Origin of the sequence: Flavobacterium aquiphilum (genome assembly GCF_027111335.1) — a bacterium.
In the GTDB taxonomy this organism is placed as follows: Bacteria; Bacteroidota; Bacteroidia; order Flavobacteriales; family Flavobacteriaceae; genus Flavobacterium; species Flavobacterium aquiphilum.
The window spans coordinates 695,948-710,963 of sequence record NZ_CP114288.1; the positions used below are offsets into that span (position 1 = coordinate 695,948).

At 34.1% G+C, this 15,016-nt stretch carries 8 protein-coding genes; 6 read left to right on the forward strand and 2 right to left on the reverse strand.

The window, feature by feature from the left end; translation table 11 throughout:
- The first annotated feature begins 105 nt into the window (after nucleotides 1–105).
- On the forward strand, nucleotides 106–2,004 hold the full coding sequence (locus OZP12_RS02835; RefSeq protein ID WP_281227539.1) for an amidophosphoribosyltransferase: 1,899 nt from the start codon (nucleotides 106–108) through the stop codon (nucleotides 2,002–2,004).
- Between the two features lie 865 nt (nucleotides 2,005–2,869).
- Here OZP12_RS02835 and OZP12_RS02840 read toward each other — a convergent pair.
- Nucleotides 2,870–3,478 carry a superoxide dismutase gene (locus tag OZP12_RS02840; protein WP_281227540.1) on the reverse strand — a complete coding sequence of 203 codons (609 nt, stop codon included), beginning with the start codon at nucleotides 3,476–3,478 and terminating at the stop codon, nucleotides 2,870–2,872.
- A gap of 355 nt (nucleotides 3,479–3,833) precedes the next feature.
- Here OZP12_RS02840 and OZP12_RS02845 point away from each other — a divergent pair, with 355 nt between their 5' ends.
- The 5 genes from OZP12_RS02845 to OZP12_RS02865 all read left to right on the forward strand — a co-directional run bounded on the left by OZP12_RS02845 (nucleotide 3,834) and on the right by OZP12_RS02865 (nucleotide 14,180).
- Nucleotides 3,834–7,553, forward strand: coding sequence for a UvrD-helicase domain-containing protein (locus OZP12_RS02845; protein ID WP_281227541.1), 3,720 nt, complete (start codon nucleotides 3,834–3,836; stop codon nucleotides 7,551–7,553).
- A gap of 69 nt (nucleotides 7,554–7,622) precedes the next feature.
- A complete protein-coding gene (kbl, locus tag OZP12_RS02850) occupies nucleotides 7,623–8,816 on the forward strand; it encodes a glycine C-acetyltransferase (RefSeq protein WP_281227542.1) in 1,194 nt (397 codons plus the stop codon).
- A 111-nt stretch (nucleotides 8,817–8,927) separates the two neighbouring features.
- The gene (locus tag OZP12_RS02855; protein WP_281227543.1) at nucleotides 8,928–10,382 is read left to right on the forward strand and encodes an OmpA family protein; all 1,455 of its coding nucleotides are present in this window, start codon (nucleotides 8,928–8,930) and stop codon (nucleotides 10,380–10,382) included.
- 64 nt (nucleotides 10,383–10,446) lie between these two features.
- A complete protein-coding gene (locus tag OZP12_RS02860) occupies nucleotides 10,447–13,212 on the forward strand; it encodes a PD-(D/E)XK nuclease family protein (RefSeq protein WP_281227544.1) in 2,766 nt (921 codons plus the stop codon).
- A gap of 296 nt (nucleotides 13,213–13,508) precedes the next feature.
- Complete coding sequence (locus tag OZP12_RS02865) at nucleotides 13,509–14,180, forward strand: ATP-binding cassette domain-containing protein (protein WP_281227545.1); 672 nt, start codon at nucleotides 13,509–13,511, stop codon at nucleotides 14,178–14,180.
- On the opposite strand, the gene OZP12_RS02870 is transcribed toward OZP12_RS02865, so the two are convergent.
- Entirely contained in the window at nucleotides 14,177–14,959 is a 783-nt protein-coding gene (locus OZP12_RS02870; RefSeq protein ID WP_281227546.1) for an alpha/beta fold hydrolase, read from the reverse strand. The genes OZP12_RS02865 and OZP12_RS02870 overlap by 4 nt on opposite strands.
- Nucleotides 14,960–15,016 lie beyond the last annotated feature (57 nt).

The following is a 15,016-nucleotide window of genomic DNA, read 5'->3' on the forward strand; positions in this document are numbered from 1 at the left end:
TTAATTAGTGCAGTCAATATTTATAAGAAAGAGTACGAATTTGCATCGTATTTAATCAAAAAAATTGACTTATGATAAGACCAATAACTACAAACAATAAAAACAATGAGCGACGCTTTAAAACACGAATGTGGAATAGCTTTAGTTAGACTTTTAAAACCTCTTGAATATTATAAAGAGAAGTATGGAACTGCTTTTTACGGTATTCAAAAAATGTACTTGATGATGGAGAAACAGCACAATCGTGGTCAAGATGGTGCAGGTTTTGCTAGTATAAAGATGGATGTGGAGCCTGGTGAGAGATACATCAGCCGAGTACGTTCTAATCATTCACAGCCTATTCAGGATGTTTTTAAACAGATCAATGAAAGAATAAATGAGGTGATGGTTGACCATCCGGAATATGCGGATAATGTTACAGAATTGAAAGCCAATATCCCGTATGTAGGAGAATTGTTTTTAGGACATGTTCGTTACGGTACTTTTGGAAAAAACAGTATCGAGAGTGTTCACCCGTTTTTACGCCAAAGTAACTGGATGCACAGAAACCTTATTTTGGCTGGGAATTTTAACATGACGAATGTTAAAGAACTTTTTCAAAATTTGGTTGAGTTAGGGCAACATCCAAAAGAAATGGCGGATACGGTTACCGTAATGGAAAAAATTGGTCACTTTCTTGATAAAGAAGTAATGCAATTGTACCAAGACTGTAAAGCGGAAGGTTATTCAAAAAGAGAAGCCTCGCCAGTGATTGCAGAGCGTTTGGATATTGCAAAAATTTTGGGCCGTTCTGCCAAAAATCTAGATGGAGGATATGCAATGGCAGGTCTTTTAGGTCATGGTGATGCTTTTGTATTTAGAGATCCAGCCGGAATTCGTCCTGCTTATTTTTATCAAGACGATGAAGTAGTTGTTGTAGCATCTGAGCGACCAGTTATTCAAACGGTATTCAACGTGCCTTTTGAGAGTGTTAAGGAAATCGATCCAGGAAACGCTTTGATTATTAAGAAAAGCGGGAAAGTTACCATGAATCAAATTTTGGAACCAACCGTTAAGAAAGCGTGTTCATTTGAACGTATTTATTTTTCAAGAGGAAGTGATGCTGAAATTTATCAGGAAAGAAAGAATTTAGGAAAACTTATTTTGCCATCAGTATTGAAAGCTATCGATAGTGATACAGATAACACGGTTTTCTCATACATTCCAAATACGGCTGAAACCTCTTTCTACGGATTGGTTGAAGCTGCACAAGACTTTTTAAATCAAAGAAAGAAAAATTATATTCTTGAAAACAAAGATACTTTAACAGTAGATTCTTTGGATGAATTACTCTCTGTAAAAATCAGAACCGAAAAAGTAGCAATAAAAGACGCTAAACTTAGAACTTTTATTACCGAAGACAGTAGCAGGGATGATTTAGTAGCTCACGTTTATGATGTGACTTATGGTGTAATCAAACCAGAAGATAATTTGGTTATTATCGACGATAGTATTGTTCGTGGTACGACTCTTAAAATGAGTATCATTAAAATGATGGATCGTTTGAAACCAAAGAGAATTGTAATCGTTTCATCTGCTCCGCAAATACGTTATCCGGACTGTTACGGAATTGATATGGCTAAACTCGAAGGGCTTGTTGCATTTAGAGCAGCATTAGAATTGTTGAAAGAAAGAAGCTTGTATCATATTGTTGATGACGTTTATGCAAAATGTAAAGCGCAGGAAAATTTTGTTGATAGTGAAGTGGTAAATTATGTTACTGCTATTTATGAGCCTTTTACAGACCAAGAGATTTCAGATAAAATTGCCGAAATGTTAAGCTCTCCTGAAATAAACGCCGAAGTAAAAATTATTTTCCAATCAGTTGAAGATTTGCATATTGCTTGTCCTAAAAATTTAGGAGACTGGTATTTCACAGGAAATTATCCTACTCATGGAGGAAATAGAGTTGTTAACAGAGCCTTTATGAATTTCTATGAAGGTAAAGATGCAAGGGCATATTAATCAAATGTTGCCGTTTAACGGTTTTTAGTTGTATTTTATCGACTTTATTTTAAAAAAAGGTTGACTCAAATTATATTTGGTCTACCATAATTTTAGTAGGTTAAGTTTATGGTAGATTTGGGGCAAAAAGGGTGAAAGTAAAATTTCACCTTTTTTATTGGAGTAAAGTGAGGTAAATGTCTTAATTAATAAAAAGGGATAACAATTCGACGAGTATTTAAGGTGTTCATCGAAAATAGTAGCACAATAGTTAATTTCAATATACATTTGAGTACCATAATTTTTAGTAGGTTAAATTTTATGGTAGATTTGGGGCAAAAAGGGTGAAAGTAACATTTCACCTTTTTTATTGGAATAAAATGTCGTTAATGTGTTTTAAATCAAAACATTATCTGTTAAACGAGTATTTAGGGCTTTCGTCGAAAATAATAGTACAATAGTTAATTTCAATATACATTTGAGTACCATAATTTTTAGTAGGTTAAATTTATGGTAGATTTGGGGCAAAAAGGGTGAAAGTAACATTTCACCTTTTTTATTGAAATAAATCGGCTAAAACTTATTGACAGTCAATAGATTGACATTTAAACGAATATTTAGGATGTTCATCGAAAATAGTGTCAAAACAGTTTATTTTGACGTACATTTGAACTACCATAATTTTTAGTAGGTTAAATTTATGGTAGATTTGGGGCAAAAAGGGTGAAAGTAACATTTCACCTTTTTTATTGGAATAAAGTCTTTAAAAGAGAAAAGAATATAGATAATAGAAAAAAGAGTAAAATGTGTTTATAAAAAAATAGACGAACAAACTCTAGGTTCGTCCGTCTATCTTCTATGTTCTTTATTTTATTTTGTCAAAAGACTATTTCTCTAGAGCAAAACGTCTAGCAACTTCAGTCCAGTTAATTACATTAAAGAAAGCTTCGATATAATCAGGTCTTCTGTTTTGATAGTGTAAATAATAAGCGTGTTCCCAAACGTCCATTCCTAAAATTGGAGTTCCACCACAACCAACTTCTGGCATCAAAGGGTTGTCTTGGTTTGGAGTTCCGCAAACGTCAAGTTTTCCGCCTTTTTGCACACATAACCAAGCCCATCCTGAACCAAATTGTGTAGCACCAGCTTTAGCAAATTTGGCTTTAAATTCTTCAAAAGAACCAAAAGAACTCTCAATTGCAGCTAGTAATTCACCAGTTGGAAGCCCGCCACCGTTTGGAGACATAACAGTCCAAAATAAGTTGTGGTTGTAAAATCCACCACCGTTGTTACGAACTGCAGCATTTGATTTATCAAGGTTGATTAAGATGTTTTCGATAGTTTTTCCTTCCAAATCAGTTCCAGTGATAGCTGCGTTCAAATTTGTTGTATAAGCATTGTGATGTTTTGTATGGTGGATTTCCATTGTACGAGCATCAATATGAGGTTCCAATGCGTCATACGCATAAGGTAATTGCGGTAATTCAAAAGCCATAATAGTAGTTGTTTAATGATTTATAAAATATTTTATTCAAAATTAAACATTTAACTTTGGAATAGAAAATTCTATTTTGTTATAATTTTATCAAATAAAGTTATAGAACAATTCTGATTGTAATAATACGAATGATTAGGAGCTGTTTCCTGCTGTCCATTACAAGCTCTCAGTCATAAACCATTTTTCTATTGGGCTACAAGGAGCTTCCGTTGGTCGCTCTTGCACCCCAAGAAAAAATAGGTTTATTCCCTCGAGGCTTTCCATTTCCATCAGGGCTAGGGAATTTGAGCTTTAAAGAAGTTTTAGTATAAATCAGAAATCAAAAATCGTTAATCAAAAATCTAAAATCCCAATGGAAAGACCTTCTTTTGCCATATATGACGCTTCGGCCGGTTCCGGAAAAACTTATGCACTTGTCAAAGAATATCTCAAAATTATTTTGACGGCAAATAAGAACGATGCTTATCGAAATATATTGGCAATAACTTTTACCAACAAGGCAGTGCACGAAATGAAAAGCCGAATCGTTGGTAGTTTATCCGAATTTGCAAAAGACGAACCTAACTCGAAAGCTTCAGATTTAATGCAAGATTTGGTAAATGGCAGACGAAGCGAAGTTAATCCAGAAGAATGGGCTGAGGAGCCAATAGGTCTTTCTGTAATTCAAATCAAAACCAAATCCCAACAAATCATAAAGCATATTATTCATAATTATGCTGCTTTTGATATATCCACTATTGATAAATTCACGCATAAAGTGATTCGTGCTTTTGCCCATGATTTGGGATTGCCCATGACTTTTGAGGTGACTTTGGATACCGAAAATTTGTTGACAGAATCTGTTGATGCCATCATCGCACAAGCCGGAGAAGATGAAACCCTGACAAAATTGCTCATCGATTTCACGATGGAAAAAACCGATGATGATAAATCTTGGGATATTTCGCGAGAGATTTTGGAAACAGGAAAATTAGTGCTGAATGAAAATAACCGAAATGAAATTGTGCATTTTCACGATAAATCAATAAGTGATTTCATCGCCGTAAAAGAAAAATTGGTTCAGGCTTGCAAAGATTTAGAAAAGGAGAATGCCGAATGCGCTAATGAATTGTTGCAGTTAATTGATAAAAACGGAGTCGATTTGAAATCCTTTTCGAGAGGTACTTTTCCTAATCATCTTCAAGCTATAGCGGATGGGAAATTCAATCCAAAAAACAAAATGTTTCGGGAGTTCGAGGATATTGCTATCAATAAAACGGCAAAAGACCGAGCGATAATAGAAAACAGTATACCTGAGTTGCTTCAAAGTCTTAGTGGAATTTATAAAAACTTCGAGAAACGAAATTTCTATAAAGCCTTTTTGAAAAACATTACACCATTATCGTTGTTGAATACGGTGAGCAACGAATTGGAGAAAATTCAAAACGAACAAAATATCCTTTCAATCTCGGAATTCAATGCGATTATTCATCGCGAAATTCAAAACCAACCCGCCCCTTTTATATATGAACGATTGGGAGAGCGTTACCGCCATTTTTTTATTGACGAATTTCAGGATACTTCCGAAATGCAATGGCAAAATTTGATTCCGCTTATCGACAATGCACTTGCGGGCCAAGATGATTCGGGACAAAAAGGGACGTTGATGATTGTTGGCGATCCAAAACAGTCTATTTATCGTTGGCGAGGAGGTAAGGCGGAGCAATTTATTGAGTTGAGTAAAGATCAAAATCCTTTCAGTAATCCTGAAAAAAAGCTAGAACATTTAGACAAAAATTACAGAAGTTATTCGCAGATAATCGAATTCAATAATGATTTTTTCAAATTGTTGTCTAATGAATTTACTAATCCTGATTACAAAGATTTATATGAAAATCATAGCCATCAGAAGATAAATAATAAAGTAGGCGGCTATGTGAATATCTCCTTTTTGCCAGAGATAGAATCCTCAGAAGATGATGAAGAAGCTCTTGATAAAACGGAGCAGTATGTTTTGGCTACATTAAATACTATCCAAAAAGTTCTAAAAGAAGGTTTTGAATATAAAGACATTGTAATTCTGACCCGAAAAAGAAGTCAGGGAATCGCTGTTGCTAATTATTTGACGGAACAAAAAATTCCGCTCTTGTCTTCGGAAACATTGATGATTAAAAATGCAACCGAAGTTCAATTGATCATTCATATTTTGAAATATTTGAAGAACAGTTCCGATTTGGAATCAAAGGCGAACTTTTTACAATATTTGGCACAAAACAAACAAAATCAATTGCCGGTTCATGATTTCATCGCCGAAGGAATGGACTTGAAAGATGAAGTGGCTTTCGAAAAATGGCTTGAAAATTGTAACGTCGAACTTTCTTTCCAAAATATCAGAAAGAAATCATTGTATGAAGCGGTTGAAATTATTATTTCAAAGTTCCTCCCCCCAACCCCCTCCAAAGGAGGGGGAGTCGAAGATGGAATCGGTTCGAATATCGAAAGCGGTCATGTATTAAATTCTAATAAATTAGGATATATGACAGGAGGAAATTTTTCTCATCTTTTGATTGATAAAGCAAAAGAAATGAGAGATAATCCAACTAAGGCAGAAAAGATTCTTTGGTCAGAACTTAGGTCAAAAGCTTTAGATGAAAAGTTTCGGCAACAACATCTTATAGGTGATTTTATAGTGGATTTTGTTTGTTTGTCAAAAAAGTTAGTGATAGAAGTGGATGGAGGTATTCATGATTTACAGAAAGAATATGATGAACAAAGAACTTTAAGTTTAAATGAAAAAGGGTTTAAGGTAATTCGATTTACAAATGATGAAGTGATAAGCAGTATTTCGATTGTTTTGAATAAAATAAAAGAAGAATTGGAATTACAAAAAATTCTTTTAAAAGAAGGTATAGATGATAAAGATATTTTTATAGATAAAGTCTCCCCAAAGTCTCCCTCCCCTTCGGGGAGGGTTGGGGAGGGGACAGCCTATGTTCAATATTTTTTGGATATTGTTCTTGAGCGCGATGTTCGCAATCAGGCAGGAATTTCAGATTTCCTTAATTATTGGGACAAAAACTCGGAGAAATTCAGCATTCCTTCTCCCGAAGGGACGAATGCGGTTCGAATAATGACTATTCATAAATCAAAGGGGTTGGAGTTTCCCGTGGTGATAATGCCTTTTGCGGAAGAAGATTATAATCGAAAACCGAAAGATAAATTGTGGCTCAGTGCCGAAGAAGAGGATTTGGATATGCCAAAGGTGTTAGTGGATAATAGTAGTGCTATTGAAGAATTTGGAGAAGAGGCATCGGCAGTTTATAATCTGAAAAAGCAGGAAGAATTACTAGATAATATAAATGTATTGTATGTTGCTTTAACTAGGGCGGAGGAGCAATTGTATGTTATTTCTCAAAATGTTAAACCGAGAAAAGATGGGGAATATCCGAGTAATATGGCTTCATTTTTTATAAAATATTTGATGCAACAAGGGCTTTATGAGGAGAATAAATTAGGATATGAATTTGGGAATTCAACAAAGTTATCAGATAAAGAAATACATATTGACACTACCAAAAATATTCCTGTTGTAGCGGAAATATTGAATCCTAAAAACATAAAAATTGCCCAACGAGAGGCATTGATGTGGGGAACTCATCAACAGGAAGCAATTGAATTTGGTAATGTTATACATGAAATACTTTCTTTTATTGCGACAAGAAATGATGTTGAATTAGCAATTGAGAAAGCTGTTGAAAACGGATTGATTACGATACTTCAAAAAGACGTTGTTTATAATTCCATTAATCAGATAGTAAATCATATGGATTTAGGGGATTATTTTTCAGAAGGAAGTGAAGTTTTGAATGAGAAAACAATTATTCAGAAAGAAGGAGGTATTGTTAAGCCGGATAGAATGGTAATCAATAAAGCCAATGAAGTTTTTCTGTTGGATTATAAAACAGGTGTTCCAAATCAAAAATATAGTTATCAGTTGGAAAATTATCAAACAGCCATCGAGAAAATGGGATTCAAAGTGCAAAAAAAAGCACTTGTGTACATAGGAACCGAAATTGATGTGATACATTTGTAAAAACAAAATAATTATCAAATAATCAAATTTAGGGTATATTTGTCTTTAAATTTTTAAAAATTAATAAAAATGTACGGTAAAATTAAAGAACATTTACAGTCAGAACTTCAAGATATTGAAGATAACGGTATTTTTAAAAAGGAGAGAATTATAACTTCTCCCCAAGGAGCAGAAATTACGATTTCGACAGGAGAAAAAGTTTTAAATTTTTGTGCCAATAATTATTTAGGGTTGTCTTCTCATCCAGAAGTTATTCAAGCTGCAAAAGATGCAATGGACACCCATGGATTTGGAATGTCATCAGTGCGGTTTATTTGCGGGACGCAAGATATTCATAAAACATTAGAAAAAAAGATAGCCGATTTTTATGGTACTGAAGATACAATATTGTATGCCGCTGCTTTTGATGCCAATGGAGGTGTTTTCGAGCCTCTGTTTGGAGAAAATGATGCGATTATTTCTGATAGCTTAAATCATGCTTCTATTATCGATGGAGTACGTTTGTGTAAGGCGGCTCGCTATCGTTATGAGAATAGTAATATGGAGGATCTCGAACAGCAGTTAATTAAGGCTAATGAGCAAGGAGCCCGTTTTAAAATAATAGTTACTGATGGAGTTTTTTCTATGGACGGAGTAGTTGCGCCCTTGGATAAAATCTGTGACTTGGCCGATAAATATGATGCTTTGGTTATGGTAGATGAATGTCATGCCGCAGGATTTATAGGGGCAACCGGCAAGGGGACACTTGAAGCAAAAGGAGTAATGGGACGTGTGGATATTGTTACGGGGACGTTAGGAAAAGCTTTGGGAGGTGCTATGGGAGGTTATACAACTGCCAAAAAAGAAATAATTGAATTATTGCGTCAGCGTTCTAGGCCTTATTTATTTTCAAATTCGCTTGCGCCTGCTATTGTTGGGGCATCAATTAAAGTGTTTGAATTACTAGAAAAAGATACTGTGTTAAGAGATAAATTGGAATGGAACGCAAATTACTTTAAAGCAGGTATGAAAAACGCGGGTTTTGATATAGTGGAAGGGGATTCGGCTATTGTTCCAGTAATGTTGTATGATGCTAAATTAGCACAGATTATGGCCGGTGAGTTGTTAAAAGAAGGGGTGTATGTAATAGGTTTCTTCTTTCCGGTAGTGCCTAAAGATAAAGCTAGGATAAGAGTGCAATTATCAGCGGCTCATACGAAGGAACATTTGGATAAAGCAATCGAAGCTTTTGTAATTGTGGGTAAAAGACTTGCTGTAATATAATTGTTAAAATTTTGGTTTCATGAGCGTTTTATTTAACATTTTATTTTGTTGTTACAGAAAATCATCCTATTTTTGTTTCAAATTAACTAATTGTAATTAAAAATAACAAGTATGAAACATGTTAACAAACTTCTAGTTGCTGTAGCAATGGTGATGGGGTTAAGCTCTCAAGCACAAGACAGTAACAATAAATGGGCTATCGGTTTTGGAGTAAACGCGATTGACTACAGATCTAGTGCTGGTGGTGACTTTATGAGTCATTTTGACCAACCTTTTATGGTAAGTGATAACTGGAACATTCTTCCTTCAGTTTCTTACATCAACGTATCAAGATACGTAGGAAGTGGTTTTATCGTTGGACTTACAGGATCTATCAATCAAATTGATAAATTTGTTGTAGCTATTCCTGGGCGTACACCAGGTAAACCAGATTATACAGCAATAAATCCTGGTGATTTAATGTATTACGGAATTGATCTTACAGCTTCATATAGTTTCCAAGAATTAATTAAATCTAAAGTGCTTGATCCAAGATTAAGCGTAGGTGGAGGTTATACTTTCTTAGGAGACGAGAGTTACGGAACTGTAAACCCTGGAATTGGATTAAACATTTGGTTTACTGAAAACGTAGGTCTTTCTTTATTGGGAACTTACAAAAAATCATTCGGAGACAGAACATATGCTGATAATAAAACTCCAGATGCTCCTTCTTATTCTCAATATTCTGCAGGTTTAGTTTTCAAATTTGGAGCTAAAGATACTGATGGAGACGGAGTATATGACAAAGATGATGCTTGTCCAGAAACAGCTGGTTTGAAACAATTCAACGGATGTCCTGATTCTGATTCAGACGGTATCGAAGATTCAAAAGATAAATGTCCTACAGTTGCTGGTACAGCTGAATTCCAAGGATGTACTGATACTGATGGTGACGGTGTAGCTGATCCAGATGACGCTTGTCCTTCAGTTGCTGGTTTGAAACAGTTCCAAGGTTGTCCTGATTCAGATGGTGACGGAATTACTGATGCTTCTGATAAATGTCCTAAAGAGGCAGGTCCTGCTTCAAATGGTGGATGTCCAGTATTAGACGCTGATAAAGACGGTGTAGCTGATAAAGAGGATGCTTGTCCTACAGTACCTGGTCCTGCAAGTAACAAAGGATGTCCTGAAGTAACTGAACAAGTTATACAAGATCTTAAAGTTCAAGCTAGAGCGGTTTACTTTGTAACAGGTAAAGCTGTTCTTGAGACTGCTGACAAAGGAGCTACAGATGGTAGATTGGAAGCAATCAAAGAAATCCTTAAAAACTACCCTAACGCTAAATTTGCTATAGAAGGTCATACAGACAACACTGGTAGTGCTAAAATAAACCAAAAACTATCTGAAGATAGAGCTAAGGTTGTTATGGATAAATTAATCGAAAAAGGTGTTAACCCAGCTAACTTAACTTCTGCAGGTTTTGGTTCAACTAAACCAGTTGCTACTAACAAAACTAAAGAAGGTAGAGCTCTTAACAGAAGAACTGAAATTAGACACATTGGTTCAGTTTACGAAGGTAAATTATAATCAAATCTTCTAAATAATTTTAAAAAGCCATTCTTAATTGAATGGCTTTTTTTATTTTTATAAAATGACAAATAATTCCTTTTTAGATAAAATTGCTGAAGTAATAATAACGGGGTATCAAAACATAGTTACTGATACTATAATAGTCTTGCCTAACAAACGTGCTAAAATATTCCTAATTGAAGCGCTAAAAAAACAAGCAGATAAAAATACTTTTTCGCCAGAAATAATAAGTATTGAAGATTTTGTTCAAAATATCGCACAGATACGAACAATTGACCCAATAGAATTATTATTTGAATTTTATGAAGTCTATTTGTCAATCACAGATAAAAATAACCAACAATCATTTGAGATTTTTGCCAATTGGGCAAAGACATTGCTACAGGATTTTAATGAAATTGACCGTTATCTCCTAGATCCAAATCATGTGTTATCTTATCTGAAAGATATTGAGGATATTAAAAAGTGGGGAGTTGAAGTAGAAAACAAAACACAATTACTCGAGAACTATATTGATTTTTGGAAACTATTACCTAAATATTATCAATCACTATATGAGCATTTACTAAAAAAAGGAATTGGTTATCAAGGTTTGATTTATCGTGAAGCGGTGAAGAACATCAATAATTTTTCAAAATTGATTCAAGGGAAACAGTTTGTTTTTGCAGGTTTTAATGCCTTGAACGCTTCAGAGGAAAAAATAATTCAACATCTTATTGCTTCCGATCAGGCAAAGATTTATTGGGATGCTGACCAAACATTTCTAAACGACCCGTATCATGACGCTGGTTTGTTTTTGCGTCGCTTTAAAGAAAGTTGGAAACATTATAAATCGAATCCTTTTGAATGGATTGTTGATGATTTTTCGGGAATCAAAAACATACAAGTTATTGGCACTCCAAAAACTATTGGTCAAGCCAAAATTGCCGGAAGTATTATTGAAAAAATCAATATTGAAAATCCGAATACAACTCTTGACAAGGTCGCTATTGTCTTAGGAGAAGAAAATTTGTTGATTCCACTCTTGTATTCGTTGCCTGATTCTGTTGGAGCTTTGAATATTACTATGGGGTATTCTAGCAAAAACAACCCTGTTCAAATTCTGATTGCCAAATTGTTTAAAATGCATACTAATGCTTTGTCAAGAAATAATAGCAGTTATGTTTTTTATTATAAAGATGTATTGGATATTCTGACTCATCCGTTGATTGAGCCTTATGCCAAGACGAGTGCCTTGGTAGGGATTATAAATAAAAACAATTATACGTTTATCAGCCATAATAAATTATTGGAATTAAATGAAAATGCCAATGATTTATTTTTGCTTCTATTTCAAAGATGGGAGAAAGGTTCGATTGCTGTTTTGGAAATAATCTCTAGTTTATTATTAAAGGTTAAGAATAATTTAAGCAATGATAACGAAGAAGAAAAAATTGCAAAAACCTTCGTCTATGCGATTTTCAAAGTGATTAATAAACTAATAAATTATTATTCTAAGCATCAAGGAATTGACTCAATTGAGACATTATATGCAATTTATAAGCAGGTAATTGATTTGGCCGAAGTTTCATTTGAAGGAGAACCTTTGAATGGATTGCAAATCATGGGAGTTCTTGAAAGCAGGGTTTTGGATTTTGAAACCGTTATTATCACTTCGATGAATGAGGGAAAATTTCCGGCGGGAAAATCGCAAAATTCTTTTATTCCGTATGATGTGAAACGTGAATTGGGACTACCGACTTTCAAGGAAAAAGATGCAATTTATACCTATCATTTTTATCATTTATTGCAACGGGCTAAAAACATTTATTTGCTTTACAATACCGAAAGCGAAGGTTTGGATGCCGGTGAAAAAAGCCGTTTTATTACCCAATTGGAAGTCGAGAAACAGCCTAAACACACTTTAACCCACGAAATTTATAATGCGGTTTTGCCTGAGACTGCTTATCAGCCAATGAAAATTCCGAAATCGGAGAAAGTGATGTTGCGCTTAAAAGAAATAGCCGAAAAAGGTTTTTCGCCTTCAGCGTTGACAAGTTATATTCGGAATCCGATTCAGTTTTATTTTCAAAAGATTTTGAGGATTAGTGAAGTGGAAGAGGTTGAAGAAAATATCGCGTTGAATACTTTGGGGACAATTATTCATGAGACTTTGCGTGTTTTGTATGAACCTTTCGTTGGTGAATTTATTTCTGAAACCGATATTAAAAATTGTATCGAGAAAATTGATTCCGAAGTTTTGATTCAATTCAAGTTGGTTTACAAGGAAGGCGAAATAAAAAAGGGGCGAAATTTATTGGCTTTTGAAGTGGCAAAACGCAATGTTTTCAATTTCCTGAAAATGGAATTGGAAAGCATTAAAAGCGGAGATGCCATAAAAATTCTGGAGCTTGAAAAAACTTTTGAAAGAAAGTTAGAACATCCTAGTTTGCCATTTCCGATTTTGATAAAAGGGAATGTGGACAGAATTGAAGAACGCAATGGAAACATCAGAATCATTGATTACAAAACCGGTAAAGTTGAAAAAACCAATGTGACCTTGAAATCCTGGAAAGGACTGACTGACGATATTAAAAATGATAAAATTATTCAGGTTTTGGCGTATGCCTATATGTATGAGAAAAACACAAACGGGAAACCAATAGAAGCCGGAATAGTCTCTTTTAAAAATTTAAAATCGGGATTTTTGCCTTTCAATATTAAAGAAGAAAAAGAAAGTATTGCTATTATTAGTGACGAAATTCAATCCAATTATTTGGAACAAATTGTTTTACTGCTGAATGAAATATTGGATGTGACAATTCCTTTTGAGGAGAAAATTGTATAAAAAATGAGTAAGAAATGGTTCAACTTATTTGAGTTTTTCAAAAGCACAATTTCAATTAATCTTGTGGCTAGTTTTTTTGTTTTTCTTTTTGAAGGACCTATCCCTTTTAATTATTCAATTCTCAGTTTTGGTTTTGTTTTAAGTCTGCTTTTCAAGGAAGTTAATTCTAAAAATGATTACGTGTTTTATTTTAACAACCAAATTTCCAGAATACAGCTTTGGGTTTCATCATGGTGTATTACGTTTGTCTTTTTATTGCTTTCTGTGTGTGTTTTTAATCTAATAAAGCTATTGTTTTGAAAAAGCATTTATTGGAGATAGACAGTGTTCAGAAAACTTTTGAGAATAAAAACATATTGTCAGACGTTTATTTGAAATGCGGGACAAGTGATATCATTGGTCTTTTGGGCAGAAATGGCTCGGGCAAATCAACTTTGCTAAAAATTATTTTCGGAATAGAATCTGCCGACTTTAAATTTGTTAGAATTGATGGCAGTGTAAAAACTAAGACCAAGGATTTATTTAGCGAGATTAGTTATTTGCCGCAGGACAATTATATTCCTAAAGCATTTTCAGTAAAAAAAGCTATACAACTGTCAGTTTCCAAAGATAGGATTTCCGAGTTTTATACTGATGAATTGATTAGTACGATGCTAGAGAAGAAAATCGCCCATTTGTCTGGTGGTGAATTGCGATATTTAGAAATTAAAATTATTCTCAATAATTCTTCTAAATTTATTCTGCTCGATGAACCTTATAATGGGTTATCTCCTTTGATGGTCGAAAAGATAAATGAATTGATAATGGAGAATTCAAAAATAAAAGGGATAATCATTTCCGATCATAATTATGAAAATGTAATCAAAGTGTCAAACAGATTGATTTTGCTCAAAGAAGCCAAAGCACACCATTTGCTTTGCAAAGAAGAATTAATAGAAAAAGGATATTTGAAAGAAGGAATGCTTTAGATTGTTTTGATAAAAGAACTTAAAACTGCAAGTAATTCTTCCTGGTTTTCTATTGAACTCATGTGACCATCACCAAAAGTCACCAATTCGACATCGGTACCTTTTATTTGCTCGAGATTTTCTTGATAATTGAGAACAGGATCTTTTTTTCCTAAAATCAATAATTTTGGGAAAGTAGTTGTATGCAAAAGAAACTCCCTGTCTTTACGGATTTTCATTCCTTCAAGAGAGGCCACGATTCCCTGTAAAGGTGTTTTTAAAGCCTGAATTTTTACGGCCTCGATTTCATTGACAAGGATTTCTCTATTTTCTTCACTGAATAAATTGGCGATGGAAAGCCTGATAAAAGTTTCGTAATCTTTTTTGACCGCTTTGATGGCACGGTCTCTGTTTTTCTTTCTTTCGGAGCTGTCTTCTTTGGAGGTAGAGTTTAGTAATACCAATCCTTTTATTTTTTCGGGATATAATTCGGCGAAAGCCAAAGAAACATAGCCACCCATCGAATGTCCAACCAAAATAGCTTTTCGAATCTTTAATTTGGATAAAACCTCGTGAACCACATCGGCATTTTCTTCCATGGTTTGGACATAGCCCAAACTCTCCGTTTCGCCATGTCCCAATAAATCGATCGTTATGATTCGGTTTTTTTTACTTAACTCGGAAACATAATTATCCCACATCGTTTTGTTTTCCAAAAAACCGTGAAGCAAGACTACCGCTGTGCCTTTTCCGGTATCAGTATAGGAGATTTGGGTATTTTTGTAGAGAAGTGTTTCCAATAGGATGAGAATTATGTTGATAGTTTAGAATGCAAAATTAAATTTTTAAATTTCTAA